Raw genomic sequence first — 16,047 nt, 5'->3', positions numbered from 1 at the left:
GCAGGACCTGGATTCTGGGGCCATGGAGCAGACGGGTCCCAGAGGGGAACCAGTGGCGCGACTGTACCCGGCGGTATGCGACGGCGACAATCTTCCGCAGGTTTTGCCCGTTCAGGAAACGGGCATTCGAGCGTCTTTCGGGGAGCCGAGGCAGAGCTTTGGCCGTATGTTCGAAACGCGTTCGATGATTCGTGACCGGCCGTGAGGTTCTGGGCCAGGCATTCGGTCGTTCAAGCGACCGAGACGGCTCCCTCGCTCTTCGCCGGGAACTCGCTGGCCTCCAGCGACTCGCGGATGCGGGCGGCGACAGCGGGGTGCACGGGCAGGGCGAGATGGCCGATCCCGCTGACCCGCACATTCTCCGTGAGGAGATCCGGATGGTCGACCCGTGCCGACTCGACCGGGGTCATCAGCTGGTCGAGATCGCTCCAGAAGCTGACGAAGCGGGTCCGGCAACCGGGGGCGGGGTCTCGCAGCTCCTCGATGAAGTCCGAGCCGGGGCGCATCTGGCGCACGATCGGGTGCGCGCTCGCGAGCGGGGCGACGGTCGTGCCGGAGTGGGGTGTGCCGAGGGTGACGAGCGTCCGTACCCGTAGGTCGCCGCCGAGGCACTGTGCGTAGTAGCGGGCGATCAGGCCGCCGAGGCTGTGGCCGACGATGTCCACCTCACGCCGCCCGGTGCGGGCGCAGATCTCCTCGATATGCCGTCCCAGCAGCTCGGCGGCGGCTCGGATGTCGCATGTCAGCGGGGAGTAGTTCAGGCACTCCAGATGGTGCCAGCCGCTGCGGGCGAGGGACCGGCGCAGCAGGACGAAGACGGAGCGGTTGTCGGCGAAGCCGTGGAGGAGGACGACGGGCGGGTGGTCCGGGCTCCCGAGGGGCAGAGCGGTGGGCGGGGCGGGAGCCTCAGCGCCGGATGTCTCCGCGCCCGGCGCTTCTGCGGCGCGTGCGTCCGGGGGCAGGGCCGGGCCCATGGTCCGCCCCAGGCCCGGGGCCAGGTCCGGTCCGGGGTCCGGATGGTCGGGTGCGGGCCGCTCCTGGATGAGGCCGGAGGGGTAGAGCAGCAGATGTCCCGCGAGGATCGCCAGCTCAAGGGCCGTGGCGCGCAGCACCACGGCCGGTACGCGGAGATCGACGCGGAGATCACAGAGGGTTTGCAGCTGTCGCACGGTCTGCAGACTCGCGGTGAGCATGCCCACGGGGCTCAGACTCGGGGGAAGGAAAGGCAGAACCTTCATGGGCCGACCTCCGTACGGCACACAGGCGACGACTCTGTCCCCATGTGCCCTTGCGGAGCCCCTTCGCCCTCCGGCCCGCTGCCGACTCTCGGCGGCGGCCCGGCCATCAGAGTGGACCGCACTCCCGTGCCGTGCGGCTCACGGCCCGGTGGAACGGCCCCGAAGCGGCTCCCTCGCGATCACCTCCGCTGTGGCCGGTGTGCCACATGATGCGGGGGTGACGCATAGCGAACTTGTCCCATGTGTGATTTCCCCCTCCCCGGCCACCGCGAAACGGCCGGGTGCGGGATGCTGTAGATAACGATCGTTCACTCGTGGCGGAGACAGTGGTGTGGAGGCAGAGATGGGTGTGACCGGTCCTATCCGCGTAGTGGTGGCCAAGCCGGGTCTCGACGGGCACGATCGCGGAGCCAAGGTGATCGCGCGGGCTCTGCGGGACGCGGGCATGGAGGTCATCTACACCGGTCTCCATCAGACCCCGGAGCAGATCGTCGACACCGCGATCCAGGAGGACGCCGACGCGATCGGCCTCTCCATCCTCTCGGGTGCTCACAACACCCTCTTCGCGAAGGTCCTCGAACTTCTCAGGGATCGGGACGCGGAGGACATCAAGGTGTTCGGCGGCGGCATCATCCCCGAGGCCGACATCCCGCCCCTGAAGGAGAAGGGCGTCGCGGAGATCTTCACTCCGGGGGCGACGACGGCGTCCATCGTCGACTGGGTTAACGCGAACGTGCGCCAGCCGGCCGGGGCCTGATCTTCACCCACCTGTACGGACACCTGTGCGGATGCCTGTGCGGATGCCTGTACGGAAGCGACGCCGGGCGCTGAGGGGCCCGGCTGCTTCCGTCCCTGGCGGCCCGGCGGCTTCGCCGTTCGCGCCGTCCGCGTAAGCGGGCCTCCGGCCGGGGTGCGTCCGGGCGTCCGGGCTGTGAGGGGGCCGGGCGACGCCGTCCTGACGAGCCCGGCCGGTGACTGGTGTGCGGTGACGGGCCGGGGCCCGCGTCCGCTCCGGTCTCAGCGATCGGGCTGGTCCGTCGGAGTGGTGGCCAGGGCCTCCATGGCCTGGCTGATGTCGTCGGCCGCGCTCAGGAAAGCCTGCGCCTGCTCAGCGGTCCATCCCTGGAACAGTGCGTCCAAGCGCTCGATGCCGTCGGCGTAGAGCGCCTTGAACCGCTCGACGCTGGTGGCGTGGATGCGGATCGAACGACGGTCGGTGGCGTCGGGGTGTCGTTCGATCCATCCCTCCTTCTCCAACCGGGTCAGCACACCGGTCATCGTCGCCAGATGGGTGCTCGTTCTCCGTGCCAACGCGGTCGGCGTCCGCGGCCCCTCACGGTGGAGCACTTCCAGCACGGTGAGGTCGCTCTCCTTGAGGCGCGCGGCGTCGGCGACGGCGCGGTCGTAGCTCGCCAGATCGGTGCGGAGTCGCCGGAGAGCCAGCAGAAGCAGCTCACTGGTCTGCGGGGACGTGGTCATGCGTCCAGCCTCCTGGCGAACAGCGGGAACGGGGAAATGCCCGCCTCGTGCAATTGCCGGCGCACGACGCTGTAGAAGCTCGGGCGGGTGAGCTGGCCCGCGAGAAACGGAACAACTTTTCCGGGCAGCCGGGCGTAGTTCATGATCAGGAACGGCGCGTCCGGCGTGAACTCGAGCAGCGTCGAGTTGTCGACGCCGAGCCTGTTCGCGTACCACTCCGACACTGACTTCCAGGCGTCCACGGCCTTCGGGGGCGTGGTGGATCCGGCGAAGTGGTTCAGCAGGATCTCGCCGCCCCGCCCTTCGGTGTCGCCGAACCTGCCCGAGTTCCGTGCGGTCAGGGCGAGCTTCGGGGAGGGAAGGCCGAGCTCCCGGACGCGCTCGATGAGCGTGTCCGTCAAGGGCTCACCGGAGTGAACGAGCAGTGCCGAGTCGTACTGAGGGCCACCCTTGATCGGCGGGATCACCGTGACTTCCAGGGCATGCGCTGTCACGGCCTTGCCATCCTCGGTGAGCTGCGCCGCCAGCTTCGCCAGTCGGCGTTGGCAGTCGGAGCGCCGCTCGCTGGCGCGGACGAAGGGGCCCGACAGTCGCAGGTCGATGCTCCAGGCCAGGTGGGTGAACCAGCCGTCGAGCGGCTCGTCGAAGTTCCTGGGGATCCCGGTGTCGAGCCGTCGGGCTCGGGTCACGGCGCCGGCGCGGTGGCGGGCTCCTCCAGTTCGCGGTACATGGCCTCCCGCAGGCGCAGTGTCGACACCAGCCGCTGGAACGCCTCCGACCAGTAGCCGCCCGCACCGGGAGAGGCGTCCTCCTCCTCGTCGGGCGTCGCCGTCAGAAGGTCGAGACGCCTGGCCTCCGAGGGGGACAGGCAGCGTTCGGCGAGTCCCATCACGCCGCTGAAGCTCCACGGGTAGCTGCCCGCCTCGCGGGCTATGTCGAGAGCGTCGACCACGGAACGGCCCAGAGGCTCCGCCCAGGGCACCGCGCAGACCCCCAGCAGCTGGAACGCCTCCGACAGGCCGTGCGCCGCTATGAACTCCGCGACCCATACCGCCCGCTCCTCCTCCGGGAGCGTGGCGAGCAGCTTGGCGCGCTCGGCCAGCGACGAGGTGCCGGGGCCCACCTCGGGCGGCAGTCCGGGGGCGCCGAGCAGGGCGCGGGACCACTCGGCGTTCCGCTGGCGCACCGCCGCGCGGCACCAGGCGGCGTGGAGTTCGTCCCGCCAGCCGTCCGCGACCGGAAGCGCGACGATCTCCCCGGCGGTACGCCCGCCGAACCGGCCGGCCCAGACGGAGAGCGGGGCCGCCTCCACCAACTGGCCCAGCCACCACGAACGCTCGCCCCGGCCGGTGGGAGGGGACGGGACGACGCCGTCCCGCTGCATGGCCTCATCGCATGCGCGGGGCGCGCGGACGGCGGCCACCGTCCCCTCGGCGGTCCGCTCCGGCCGCAGACAGGCCGCCGCCCGAGCCGCCATCCGTCCGGCGAGCGCCGAGCCGGGCAGCGCGGAGAGCAGTTCCGCCGCCGTCGCGCGGACATTGCGGCTGCGGTCGGTGAGCGCCCGCTCCAGGAAGGGCTCGTCCGCGGCGGACAGTCCCGTGCGCAAGGAGTCGAGGAACATCAGCCGGTCCTCGGCGCGCTCCGTCGCCCAGGTCCCCGACAGGAGCGCCAGCGCCCGGCCGGCGTCCCGCGCCCGGACCGCGCCCAGCAGAGCGACCCGCTCGGCGAACAGCCCCTCCTCCCACAGCCTCTGGACCGCCTCCGCGTCGGCCGGGTCGGGAAGGAGCGCACCGCCGCCCGCCGAGCCGCGCAGCGCGAACTTCCACTCGGGGTTGAACCGGGCGAGCCACAGTCCGCGCGCCCCGGCGAAGGCGAGCGCCTGCGGCCGGAGGTCCGTACGCGCCCGCGCCGCGTCCAGCAGCGCGGGCAGCAGGGACGGCGGAGCCTGATAGGCGTGCTCATTGGCCGCGGCCAGCCACTGGGGCAGCAACTCCGTCAGATCGGGGGCCGAACCCCGGCGTCCACTGGACGCCGGGGCGGCCCGGTCTGCCAGCAACTGGGCCAGCCGCGCTCGCGCCGACGCGGGCAGCCCCGGCCGGCCGTCGTGCGGCGCGGGCTCCGGCCGCGCCGCCGCGGGCGCGGGAAGCGCCCCGGCCCTGCGCCGTACGGTGTGGAGCGCCGCCGCGTCCAACAGCGCGCCGGGAGCGTCCCCGCCCGGTGTCATGACCGCGCCCGGCGGTGTGCGGCGGTCCGTGCCGAGAAGGGCCGAGGTCATCAGCTCTTCCCACAGTGAGGCGTTGGTGATGCTGGTCATGGCGTCCTCCGTCGCGTTCGCAGATCAGATTGCTCAGATCAGGGGGACCGTCTCGGGTCGGGCACCGGCCGCCCAGACGGCGAGCGGCGTCACACCCTGATGCCCGCACTCCCCGAACACGGTGACCGGCCCGCCCCCGGACACCGCCGCGAGCTTCCACAGTCCGGGGCGGGAGAGAGCGGCGGGCGCGATGGGCAGCGCGGCTCCGCCGCGGGCGTCCGCCAACTGCCATCCGCCCGCGCCCATGCCCGTCCCGCCCGTGCCGTCCGGGACGGGAACGGGTATCACGTCCGACAGCGTCACCGGCCAGGAGTCCAGCCAGGGATCGTCGCGCAGGGCCCGCCCGTACGCGTCGAGCGCCGCCGCGACCGGCCTGCCGCGCGGCGGGCCGGCGATCGGAACCGGCCCTCCCATCAGCTCACCCAGGTCCGCCCGGAGCTGCCCCGCGCCCGGATAGGGGGTCAGCTCGGCCTCGACCGTCATCCCCACGGGCAGCGCCAGTTGCGGTGCCCGGCCCGCGGCCCCGAAGGACAGCAGCAGCGCGGTCCGCCCGGACTCCCGCCCGTGCAGCCATATACGGCGTGTGACGATCTTCCCTTCGGACGAGTCGTACTGAGCGAGGATCAGCCAGTGGTCCCGCACCGGCGGGCCCTCGACGGGCACGGTGAACCCGACCCTGGTCCGGACGGTCGCGGCCAGCGGCTCCGGAAGCCGCTCCAGCCCCAGCCAGGCCGAGTCCAGCAGATGGATCAGCGCGCACTCCTCCAGCAACCGCACCGGCCAGCCCGGACCCGACCCGCAAATCGCCCCCAACTCCCGTACCCGCGCCGCCAGTCCCGGCGCCTGCGCGTCGACCATGCGGGCCGCGGTCTCCTCCCACAGCCCGTACCCCGCCTGCTCTGCCGTCGCCAGCCCGCCGCGCACCAGATCCCTCAGCCGCTGCTCCAGCTCGGTCGCCCCCGCGGTGATCCGCCCTGACCTTCGCTCCGCTCTGCGCCTGGCCGCCTCGGGGTCGGCCGTCTTCGCGGGCCGTCCGCCGCCCGCCTCGCCCTGCTCGTTCTCCGTACGCCTGCGACGCCCCTCCAACCACTCGTCGGCCCAGGCCGGCGCCGTGCCCGCCCGCACCGCTTCCTCGTCCGCCGCCCAGAGCAACAGCAGCCCCAGCGCGTGCTTGCACGGGAACTTCCGGCTCGGGCAACTGCACTTGTACGCCGGGCCCGCCGTGTCGACGACCGTCTGATACGGCTTGCTCCCACTGCCCTTGCACAGACCCCACACGGCGCCCGCGCCGCTGCTGCCCGCCTCGGCCCACGGCGCCGCCGTGCCGAGTCTGCTTCCCGCTCTGCGTGACGCATCGTCAGGAGCCAGTGCCAGCACCTGTTCCGACGACCAGCGCACCCCCTGCTGATTCATGCCGACGACGTTACGCGCCACCACTGACAATCGCTCTGACCTGCGGAGATGACCCATTGTCAGTGGCGTGGTGCAGGGTGGGAACCACATCGGGTCGAACGATCTGGAGGGGGAATCATGACCATGTCCGAATCGGTCTCGGCGACGCCCGCCGAGGCTCTGCGACCGCACGCGGAAGACGCCTTCGCCGACGAGCTGAAGGCACTCGCCGCGGCCGACGACCGGCCGCGCCCGACCGGCTGGCGGCTGTCGCCGTGGGCCGTCGCCCTCTATCTCCTCGGCGGCCCGCTCCCGGGCACGGACACGGTGATCACACCGAAGTACGTGGGACCGCGCCGGATCGTCGAGGTCGCCGTCACCACCCTCGCCACCGACCGCGCGCTCCTGCTGCTCGGCGTCCCCGGCACCGCCAAGACCTGGGTGTCCGAGCATCTGGCCGCAGCCGTCAGCGGTGACTCCACCCTGCTCGTGCAGGGCACCGCCGGCACCCCGGAGGAGGCGATCCGATACGGGTGGAACTACGCGCAGTTGCTCGCCCACGGCCCGAGCCGCGACGCGCTCGTCCCCAGCCCCGTCATGCGCGCCATGTCCGACGGCATGACGGCGAGGGTCGAGGAGCTGACCCGTATCCCCGCGGACGTGCAGGACTCGCTCATCACGATCCTCTCCGAGAAGACCCTCCCGGTGCCGGAGCTGGGCCAGGAAGTACAGGCGGTCCGCGGCTTCAACCTCATCGCCACGGCCAATGACCGCGACCGAGGGGTCAACGACCTCTCCAGCGCGCTGCGCCGCCGGTTCAACACCGTGGTGCTGCCGCTGCCCGCGACACCCGAAGCGGAGGTCGGCATCGTGTCCCGGCGCGTCGACCAGATCGGGCGCTCGCTCGATCTGCCCGCCGCGCCCGAGGGCCTTGAGGAGATCCGCCGCGTGGTCACGGTCTTCCGGGAGCTGCGGGAAGGCGTCTCGGCCGACGGCCGTACCAAGCTCAAGTCGCCGTCCGGCACGCTCTCGACCGCCGAGGCGATCTCCGTCGTGACGGGCGGGCTCGCCCTCGCCGCCCACTTCGGCGACGGTGTGCTCCGACCCGGCGACGTCGCGGCGGGAATCCTCGGCGCGGTCGTCCGGGATCCGGCCGCCGACCGTGTCGTATGGCAGGAGTATCTGGAGACGGTGGTCCGCGAGCGCGACGGCTGGAAGGACTTCTACCGCGCCTGCCGTGAGGTGAGCGCATGACAGGCCCCCTGCTCCTCGGCATCCGCCACCACGGGCCGGGTTCGGCGCGCGCGGTCCTGGCCGCGCTGGAGGCGGCACGGCCCCGTATCGTCCTGATCGAGGGCCCGCCCGAGGGCGACGCGCTGCTCCCGCTCGCCTCGGACGAGCAGATGCGTCCACCGGTCGCCCTGCTGGCCCACGCGGTGGACGACCCCGGCCGGGCCGCGTTCTGGCCGCTGGCCGAGTTCTCCCCGGAGTGGGTGGCCATCCGCTGGGCGTCGGGGCAGGGCGTCCCCGTGCGTTTCATCGACCTGCCCGCGGCCTACTCGCTGGCCTGGGCGGCGGCGGACGAGGCGGTGGCGGCCCCGGACGCGGCCGACCGCGCGCCGGCCGATCCCCATCCGGCCGACGGTGCCCTGGCCGACCATCCTCCCGTCGACCGCGCTCCGACCGGCCGTGCCGCGGTGGACGGTCCGCCGACGGGTCCGGCGCCCGAGGGGACACATCGGCCCGACGCGGCGCCCGGACCGCCGGACGCCGAGCCGTCCGGCCCGAGCGCGGTCGGCGATCCCGAGTGGGACGCGGTCCCCGGCGCCCGGCCGCCCGGAGCCGCCGTCGAGCCCGAGACCGGGCGACACCCGCAGGAGCCGGGTCCGGACGCGGGCGCGCGGCCCCGAGACCCTGACACCGGCGCGGACGGAACGGATGACACCGACCTCCCGCACGGCGCGCACGACGTGGACGCCTCCGGTGGCGCGGAGCTGCGGATCGACCCCATCGCCGTGCTCGCCGGGATCGCCGGCTACGACGATCCCGAGCGATGGTGGGAGGACGTCATCGAGCACCGGGGTACGGACACCCGTGGCGACCTGGGCGGCCAGGGCCGGGCGACCGACCGGAGCGACCCGGCCGACGGGGACGGCGAGGGCGGCGGGGAGGACGGGGGCCGGAGCGACGCGTACGAGCCGTTCATCGCGCTCGGGGAAGCCATGACCGCGCTCCGCGCGATGTACGGGCACGGCGGGCATGAGCGGGATCTGGCCCGCGAGGCGTATATGCGGCTCCAGCTGCGGGCCGCCCGCAAGGAGTTCGGGGACGATGTCGCCGTCGTCTGCGGGGCCTGGCATGTGCCCGCGCTGGCGGAGAAGGCCACCGTCTCCGCCGACAAGGGGCTCCTCAAGGGATTGCCCAAGATCAAGGTCGAGATGACCTGGGTGCCCTGGACCCACCGCAGGCTCGCCCGGCGCAGCGGATACGGCGCGGGGATCGACTCGCCCGGCTGGTACGGGCATCTCTTCCAGGCACGGGACCGGCCGATCGAACGATGGATGACCAAGGTCGCGGGGCTGCTCCGGGACGAGGACCGGATCGTGTCGTCGGCCCACGTCATCGAAGCCGTCCGGCTCGCCGAGACGCTGGCCGTGATGCGCGGACGCCCTCTCGCCGGGCTGAGCGAGACGACCGACGCCGTACGGGCCGTGATGTGCGACGGCTCCGATGTGCCGCTGGATCTCGTCCGCGACCGGCTCGTCGTCGGGGACGTCCTCGGTGAAGTGCCCGACACGGCACCCGCCGTGCCGTTGCAGCGGGACCTGAACCGCACGCTGCGCGGCCTGCGGCTCAGGCCCGAGGCGCTGGAGCGCGAGCTGGAACTGGATCTGCGCAAGGAGACCGACGCGGCGAAGAGCAGGCTGCTGCACCGGCTGCGGCTGCTCTCCATCGGCTGGGGCGAGCCGGTCGCGGGACGCGGCAGCACGGGCACATTCCGGGAGAGCTGGCGGCTGCGCTGGGAGCCCGAGCTGTTCGTGCGGGTCGCCGAAGCCGGGGTGTGGGGCACCACGGTTCTCTCCGCCGCCACGGCCAAGGCCGAGCACCAGGCCCTCGCCGCCACCGCCCTCGCCGAGGTCACCTCGCTCGCCGAGCAGTGCCTGCCGGCCGGACTGACCGACGCGCTCCCCGTCGTGATGCGCGCCCTCGCCGACCGCGCCGCGCTCGACACGGACGTCGGCCGGCTCGCCGAGGCCCTGCCCGCCCTCGCCCGCTCCCTGCGGTACGGGGATGTGAGATCCACGGACACCGCCGCCCTCGCCGAGGTCGCGAGCGGTATCGCCGAGCGCGTCTGCGTCGGCCTGCCGCCCGCGTGCACCGGGCTCGACGCCGAAGGGGCGGACGCGATGCGCCGCCACCTGGACGCCGTTCACACCGCTATAGGGCTGCTGCCGACCGCCGGGGAGCTGGCCGGGCGCTGGGAAGCCGCACTGCACCGGCTCGCCGCCCGCGACACCGTGGCCGGAGTGATCCGGGGCCGGGCCGCCCGCCTCCTCCTCGACGACGGACGGCTGACGGAGGACGGGGCCGCCCGGCTGATGAGCCTCGCCTTGTCGCCCGGGACCCCGCCCACCGAGTCGGCCGCGTGGATCGAGGGCTTCGTCGGCGGCGCGTCCGGCGGCGGACTGCTCCTGGTCCACGACGAGCGTCTGCTCGGTCTGGTCGACGCCTGGCTGACAGGCGTGCCGCCGGAGGCGTTCACCGATGTGCTGCCGCTGCTGCGCCGCACCTTCTCCGCGTACGAACCGGGGGTGCGCCGCACTCTGGGCGAGCTGGTCCGGCGCGGCCCGGTGGCGGCACCGGGCGGCGGGGCGGCCATCGGGGGAGCGCTGCCCGGTTTCGGCCCCGGCCTCGACGAGCGGCGCGCGGACGCCGTGCTCCCGGTACTCCGGCTGCTCCTCGGCACCGATGGCACAGGCACGGGCGCGGGCGCGAGCACAGGCATAGACGCGGGCGGGGGCATACGCGCGGGCAAGCGCACCGATACCGGCATGGGCACGCACAACGGCATGGGCACAAGCACCGACACCGGTGCACGCAGCGGCGACAGTGCCCGTACGAACAATCTGGCGGGGGCGGGACGATGAGCACGACGACGGCACACGAGAGCCCCGGCACCGGGACGGCGGCCGGCACGGAGACGCGGGACCGGCCCCGGCCGCGCCACGACGACGAGCGGACAGATGCCGGGCGGACGGGCGGGGACGAGCGGACCCAGGCCGGGCGGACGGGCGCGGACGGGGGGACAGGCGCCGACGAGAGGCTGCGCCGGTGGCGGCTCGTCCTCGGCGGCGGGGCGGCCGACGGCACCGGCTGCTCCCTCGGCGGGAGGGACGCGGCCATGGACAGCGCGCTCGCCGCGCTCTACGGAAACGGCGACGGCAAGGGCGGCTCAGGCACCGGCCGGGGCCCCGGCGGCAGCGCCGGGAACACCAGGAAGAACCGCTCGGCAGGGCTCGGCGCGTCCGCGCCCTCCGTCGCCCGCTGGCTCGGTGACATCCGCACGTACTTCCCCAGCTCCGTCGTCCAGGTCATGCAGCGTGACGCCATCGACCGGCTCGGACTGTCGACGCTGCTCCTGGAGCCGGAGATGCTGGAGGCCGTCGAGGCGGACGTCCATCTGGTCGGCACCCTGCTCTCCCTCAACAAGGCGATGCCCGAGACCACCAAGGAGACGGCCAGGGCCGTCGTACGGAAGGTCGTCGACGATCTGGAGAAGCGGCTGGCCACCCGGACCAGGTCGACGCTGACGGGGGCGCTCGACCGTTCGGCGAGGATCAGCCGCCCGCGCCATCGGGACATCGACTGGGACCGCACGATCCGGGCCAATCTCAAGAACTACCTCCCCGAGTTCGACACCGTCGTCCCCGAGCGGCTCATCGGATACGGGCGTGCGTCCCAGTCGGTGAAGAAGGAGGTGGTGCTCTGCATCGACCAGTCGGGGTCCATGGCGGCTTCCGTCGTCTACGCCTCCGTCTTCGGCGCGGTCCTCGCCTCCATGCGCTCCATCGCCACCAGGCTCGTCGTCTTCGACACCGCCGTGGTCGACCTCACCGACCAGCTCGACGACCCGGTGGACGTCCTCTTCGGCACCCAGCTCGGCGGCGGTACGGACATCAACCGGGCCCTGGCGTACTGCCAGTCCCAGATCACCCGTCCCGCCGACACCGTGGTCGTACTGATCAGCGATCTGTACGAGGGCGGGATCCGTGACGAGATGCTCAAGCGGGTGGCGGCGATGAAGGCTTCGGGCGTGCAGTTCGTGGCGCTGCTGGCGCTCTCGGACGAGGGCACCCCGGCGTACGACCGCGAGCACGCCGCGGCGCTCGCCGCACTGGGAGCGCCCGCCTTCGCCTGTACGCCGGACCTCTTCCCGGACGTCATGGCGGCGGCGATCGAGAAGCGTCCGCTGCCGATACCCGACCCGGCGACGTCCTGACCCGGCCCGGCCTCAGCGGACCTTCCGACCCGGCCGCCCCGGACCCGCCTCCGCCCCTGACGGGAGCCGCCCCGACCCCCACCCCGGCCGTGACCCCGACCCGGCCCGGCCATGACCCGGCCACGGCTCCGGACCGGTGACTCCGTGATCCGGAGATGAGAGAAGCCGCTGGTGGGGGTGCTGATCACGGGGCGGGCGGGGGCGGTCCGCAGCCCATCGCGACATGGCCTGGTGTGCGATCTGTGACTGTTCTCACCACCCGGGCAAGGGCTGGGATTTAGGGAGCCACGTTCCACGGGGATAACCTGCGAGACGGACATGCCGCGTGCCCGGACACCGTGTGCGCCTCCCTTGTGACATCGCAGTCACGTTGCCCTCCGCGGCACGCCCACGCAGACAACGAACCGCGATCATCAGAAAAAGGGACGGACGCGCGTGGACCTGTTCGAGTACCAGGCGAGGGACCTCTTCGCCAAGCACGGTGTACCGGTGCTGGCCGGTGAAGTCATCGACACGCCTGAGGCGGCGCGCGAGGTGACGGAGCGACTGGGCGGCAAGTCGGTCGTCAAGGCGCAGGTGAAGGTCGGCGGCCGTGGCAAGGCCGGCGGCGTGAAGCTCGCCTCCTCCCCGGATGACGCGGTCGAGAAGGCCGGCCAGATCCTGGGCATGGACATCAAGGGCCACACGGTCCACCGGGTCATGCTCGCGGAGACCGCGCCCGACATCGCCGAGGAGTACTACGTCTCGTACCTCCTCGACCGGACCAACCGCACCTTCCTGGCCATGGCCTCCGTCGAGGGCGGCATGGACATCGAGGAGGTCGCGGCCACCAAGCCCGAGGCCCTCGCGAAGATCCCGGTCGACGCCAACGAAGGCGTCTCCCGTGAGAAGGCCGCCGAGATCGTCGCCGCCGCGAAGTTCCCGGCCGACGTCGCCGACCAGGTCGCCGACATCATGGTGACCCTGTGGGAGACCTTCATCGCCGAGGACGCGCTCCTCATCGAGGTCAACCCGCTGGCCAAGGTCGCCGACGGCCGGGTCATCGCCCTCGACGGCAAGGTCTCCCTCGACGAGAACGCCGACTTCCGCCAGCCGGAGCACGAGGCGCTCGAGGACAAGGCCGCGGCCGACCCGCTGGAGGCCGCCGCCAAGGCCAAGGACCTCAACTACGTCAAGCTCGACGGCGAGGTCGGCATCATCGGCAACGGCGCGGGCCTGGTCATGTCCACGCTGGACGTCGTCGCGTACGCCGGTGAGGCCCACGACGGCGTGAAGCCCGCCAACTTCCTCGACATCGGCGGCGGCGCCTCCGCCGAGGTCATGGCGAACGGCCTGGAGATCATCCTCGGCGACCCGGACGTCAAGTCCGTCTTCGTCAACGTCTTCGGCGGCATCACCGCCTGCGACGAGGTCGCCAACGGCATCGTGCAGGCCCTCGAACTGCTGAAGTCCAAGGGCGAGGACGTCACCAAGCCCCTGGTCGTCCGCCTCGACGGCAACAACGCGGAGCTGGGTCGCAAGATCCTTTCCGACGCCAACCACCCGCTCGTGCAGCGCGTGGACACGATGGACGGCGCGGCTGACAAGGCCGCCGAGCTCGCCGCGGCTGCGAAGTAAGGGATTCGGACCACCATGGCTATCTTTCTGACCAAGGACAGCAAGGTCATCGTCCAGGGCATGACCGGTGCCACGGGCATGAAGCACACCAAGCTGATGCTGGCCGACGGCACCAACATCGTCGGCGGTGTGAACCCCCGCAAGGCCGGTACGAGCGTCGACTTCGACGGCACGGAGGTACCCGTCTTCGGTTCGGTCGCCGAGGCGATGAAGGAGACCGGAGCCGACGTCTCCGTCCTCTTCGTGCCCCCGGCCTTCGCCAAGGCCGCCGTCATCGAGGCCATCGACGCCGAGATCCCGCTGGCCGTCGTCATCACCGAGGGCATCGCCGTCCACGACTCGGCCGCCTTCTGGGCGTACGCCATCAGCAAGGGCAACAAGACCCGCATCGTCGGTCCGAACTGCCCCGGCCTGATCACCCCCGGCCAGTCCAACGCCGGCATCATCCCGGGAGACATCACCAAGCCCGGCCGCATCGGTCTGGTGTCCAAGTCGGGCACGCTGACCTACCAGATGATGTACGAGCTGCGTGACATCGGCTTCTCCTCGGCCGTCGGCATCGGTGGCGACCCGGTCATCGGCACCACGCACATCGACGCGCTCGCGGCCTTCGAGGCCGACCCGGAGACCGAGCTGATCGTGATGATCGGCGAGATCGGCGGCGACGCCGAGGAGCGCGCGGCCGACTTCATCAAGGCCAATGTCACCAAGCCGGTGGTCGGCTACGTCGCGGGCTTCACCGCCCCCGAGGGCAAGACCATGGGCCACGCCGGTGCGATCGTGTCCGGTTCGTCCGGCACGGCGCAGGCGAAGAAGGAGGCCCTTGAGGCCGCGGGCGTCAAGGTCGGCAAGACGCCGACCGAGACGGCCGAGCTGGCCAGGGCGATCCTGGGCGGCTGATCCGGCGGCCTGAGAGCGTCACGCACGCGGGTGGGCCCGCGCCTCGGAACCGAGGCGCGGGCCCACCCGCGTGACGACCGCCTGCCGAACCGAACGGCCGCCATGAGCACCGCTCGCGAGCACGGCCGCAAGAAGAGCCGCTGCACAAGCCGCACCTTACGAGAGCCCCGAATGGTGCTGGCCGATGGTGCTACCGGACGACGGGCACCAGTCGTTCCGGCCCCTTCACCGGCTCCGACCGGAGCAGCTCGCGCAGTTTCTTGTCCTGCTGCGTCAGCGGTTGCGGCCCGGCGTGCCCCGGTACGCCGCCGACCTGGTGGCTCGGCACCGCTTCGGGGGCGTACTTCGTCGGCGCGACCGCCAGGGTGATGCCCGCGGCGCCGACGATCAGCGCGGTCGTGCTGAGCGCGAACCGCGTCCAGAACCAGGCCCGGCGCTCACTGCTCGTCCGCACGGACGCGGCCGGGGTCGGCTGCGGCACGGGACCGGCCGCCGCGAGGGCGACCAGATGTTCGTGCAGGGCCTCTGGCGTGTCCAGATGCGGCAGCCGCTCGGCGATGGCCTGGCGTGCGTGCACCACCCGGTTCGCCGTCGCCGGGGTGCTCGCCTCGGTCTCGGCGGCCGTGTCGGGCAGACTCAGGCCCAGCCCGTCGTAGAGGAGCACCGTACGGCGGTAGGGAGGCGGCAGCCGGAGCAGCACGTTGAGCAGCTGCCGGTTGGCCTCGTCCAGGGGCGGACTGTCGGGATGGCGGTGGGCGGGGCGCAGCCGCTGCCAGGGGGACATGGCGTGTTCGTACGCGGCGGCCCGCACCCACCCCACCGGGTCCCGGTCACAGGCGACGTCGGGCCAGTGCTGCCAGGCGTGGTGGAAGGCGCGTTCCATGGCCTCGTGCGAGAGACCGCGCCGACCGGTCAGTAGATAGGTCTGTCGTACGAGTGAGGGCGCGGCGAACTCGTACAGGGCGTCGAACGCCTCTTCCGGGGTGAGTTCGTGCCCCGGCGCGGACGCGCGCGCGGACCCGGAGTACGGCCCTGATACGGATGCGGAGTACGGCCCCGACCCGAACCTCGACCCGGCCGCGAGCCCGGAGCCGGACTTGGGCTCGATGGTGGCGGCGGATTGTACGAGCGGGACGGCGGTCTTCGGCGGTTGCTGCGGCTCCGGAGGGGACTGTGAGTCTGAGGGAGACTGTGAGTCTGGAGGGGATTGCGGGTCCGGGTCCGGGTCCGGGCGGGACGCGGGCTTGACGCCGGGGACCGGGCCGCTGGTCGCGCGGGGCCGCGTCGGCTGGTCCGGCGCTTGGTCCGGGGTCTTGGCCAGGGCCGTGACCCCGGTTCCGGCACCAGCGCGGGCAGGTGTACCAGCACTCGCCGGGCTGTCCGCGTCGTCTGAGTCGGCTGCGTCGTTCGCGTCGTCGGAGGGGCGGCCGTCCTTGGCCGTGGCAGTGGCCGAGACAGCGTCCCCGCCGGCCTCTGTCTCTGACTCTCGCTCCGACGACGTCTGTGACTCCGACGTCTGTGACTCCGACGTCTGTGACTCCGACGTCTGTGACTCCGACGTCTGTGACTCCGACGTCTGTGACTCCGACGTCTGTGACTCCGACGTC

Annotated in this window: 12 protein-coding genes; 6 read left to right on the top strand and 6 right to left on the bottom strand. The window is 72.3% G+C overall.

Annotated elements, in window-relative coordinates; all coding sequences use genetic code 11:
- Nucleotides 1–230: 230 nt before the first annotated feature.
- Nucleotides 231–1,238 carry an esterase/lipase family protein gene (locus ACWEFL_RS12555; RefSeq protein ID WP_451710890.1) on the bottom strand — a complete coding sequence of 336 codons (1,008 nt, stop codon included), beginning with the start codon at nt 1,236–1,238 and terminating at the stop codon, nt 231–233.
- Between the two features lie 343 nt (nt 1,239–1,581).
- On the opposite strand from ACWEFL_RS12555, the gene ACWEFL_RS12550 reads away from it, so the two are divergent.
- Complete coding sequence (locus ACWEFL_RS12550) at nt 1,582–1,995, top strand: cobalamin B12-binding domain-containing protein (RefSeq protein WP_451711193.1); 414 nt, start codon at nt 1,582–1,584, stop codon at nt 1,993–1,995.
- Between the two features lie 260 nt (nt 1,996–2,255).
- Here the strand turns inward: ACWEFL_RS12550 and ACWEFL_RS12545 are convergent, their stop codons facing one another.
- The 4 genes from ACWEFL_RS12545 to ACWEFL_RS12530 are packed head-to-tail and all read right to left on the bottom strand — an operon-like array spanning nt 2,256 to nt 6,444.
- A complete protein-coding gene (locus ACWEFL_RS12545) occupies nt 2,256–2,717 on the bottom strand; it encodes a MarR family winged helix-turn-helix transcriptional regulator (RefSeq protein ID WP_451710888.1) in 462 nt (153 codons plus the stop codon).
- Entirely contained in the window at nt 2,714–3,406 is a 693-nt protein-coding gene (locus ACWEFL_RS12540) for a hypothetical protein (protein ID WP_451710887.1), read from the bottom strand. Before ACWEFL_RS12540 ends, ACWEFL_RS12545 begins: the two co-directional genes overlap by 4 nt.
- Nucleotides 3,403–5,031: a DUF5691 domain-containing protein gene (locus ACWEFL_RS12535; protein WP_451710885.1), complete on the bottom strand. Its 1,629-nt coding sequence runs from the start codon at nt 5,029–5,031 to the stop codon at nt 3,403–3,405. Before ACWEFL_RS12535 ends, ACWEFL_RS12540 begins: the two co-directional genes overlap by 4 nt.
- Nucleotides 5,032–5,064: 33 nt before the next feature.
- Nucleotides 5,065–6,444, bottom strand: coding sequence for an SWIM zinc finger family protein (locus tag ACWEFL_RS12530; RefSeq protein WP_451710883.1), 1,380 nt, complete (start codon nt 6,442–6,444; stop codon nt 5,065–5,067).
- A gap of 117 nt (nt 6,445–6,561) precedes the next feature.
- On the opposite strand from ACWEFL_RS12530, the gene ACWEFL_RS12525 reads away from it, so the two are divergent.
- The 5 genes from ACWEFL_RS12525 to sucD all read left to right on the top strand — a co-directional run bounded on the left by ACWEFL_RS12525 (nt 6,562) and on the right by sucD (nt 14,440).
- A complete protein-coding gene (locus ACWEFL_RS12525; protein WP_451710881.1) occupies nt 6,562–7,677 on the top strand; it encodes an ATP-binding protein in 1,116 nt (371 codons plus the stop codon).
- A complete protein-coding gene (locus ACWEFL_RS12520; RefSeq protein WP_451710879.1) occupies nt 7,674–10,571 on the top strand; it encodes a DUF5682 family protein in 2,898 nt (965 codons plus the stop codon). The genes ACWEFL_RS12525 and ACWEFL_RS12520 overlap by 4 nt, the downstream gene beginning before the upstream one ends.
- Entirely contained in the window at nt 10,568–11,923 is a 1,356-nt protein-coding gene (locus ACWEFL_RS12515; RefSeq protein ID WP_451710877.1) for a VWA domain-containing protein, read from the top strand. Before ACWEFL_RS12520 ends, ACWEFL_RS12515 begins: the two co-directional genes overlap by 4 nt.
- Nucleotides 11,924–12,358: 435 nt before the next feature.
- Nucleotides 12,359–13,540 carry an ADP-forming succinate--CoA ligase subunit beta gene (sucC, locus tag ACWEFL_RS12510; RefSeq protein ID WP_451710875.1) on the top strand — a complete coding sequence of 394 codons (1,182 nt, stop codon included), beginning with the start codon at nt 12,359–12,361 and terminating at the stop codon, nt 13,538–13,540.
- 15 nt (nt 13,541–13,555) lie between these two features.
- On the top strand, nt 13,556–14,440 hold the full coding sequence (gene sucD, locus ACWEFL_RS12505) for a succinate--CoA ligase subunit alpha (RefSeq protein WP_451710873.1): 885 nt from the start codon (nt 13,556–13,558) through the stop codon (nt 14,438–14,440).
- 190 nt (nt 14,441–14,630) lie between these two features.
- Here the strand turns inward: sucD and ACWEFL_RS12500 are convergent, their stop codons facing one another.
- Nucleotides 14,631–15,323, bottom strand: coding sequence for an RNA polymerase sigma factor (locus tag ACWEFL_RS12500; RefSeq protein ID WP_451710871.1), 693 nt, complete (start codon nt 15,321–15,323; stop codon nt 14,631–14,633).
- Nucleotides 15,324–16,047 lie beyond the last annotated feature (724 nt).

The organism is Streptomyces sp. NPDC004838 (assembly GCF_053600955.1).
The sequence above is the reverse complement of the archived record's forward strand: the minus strand, read 5'-3'. Positions and strand labels throughout refer to the sequence as shown.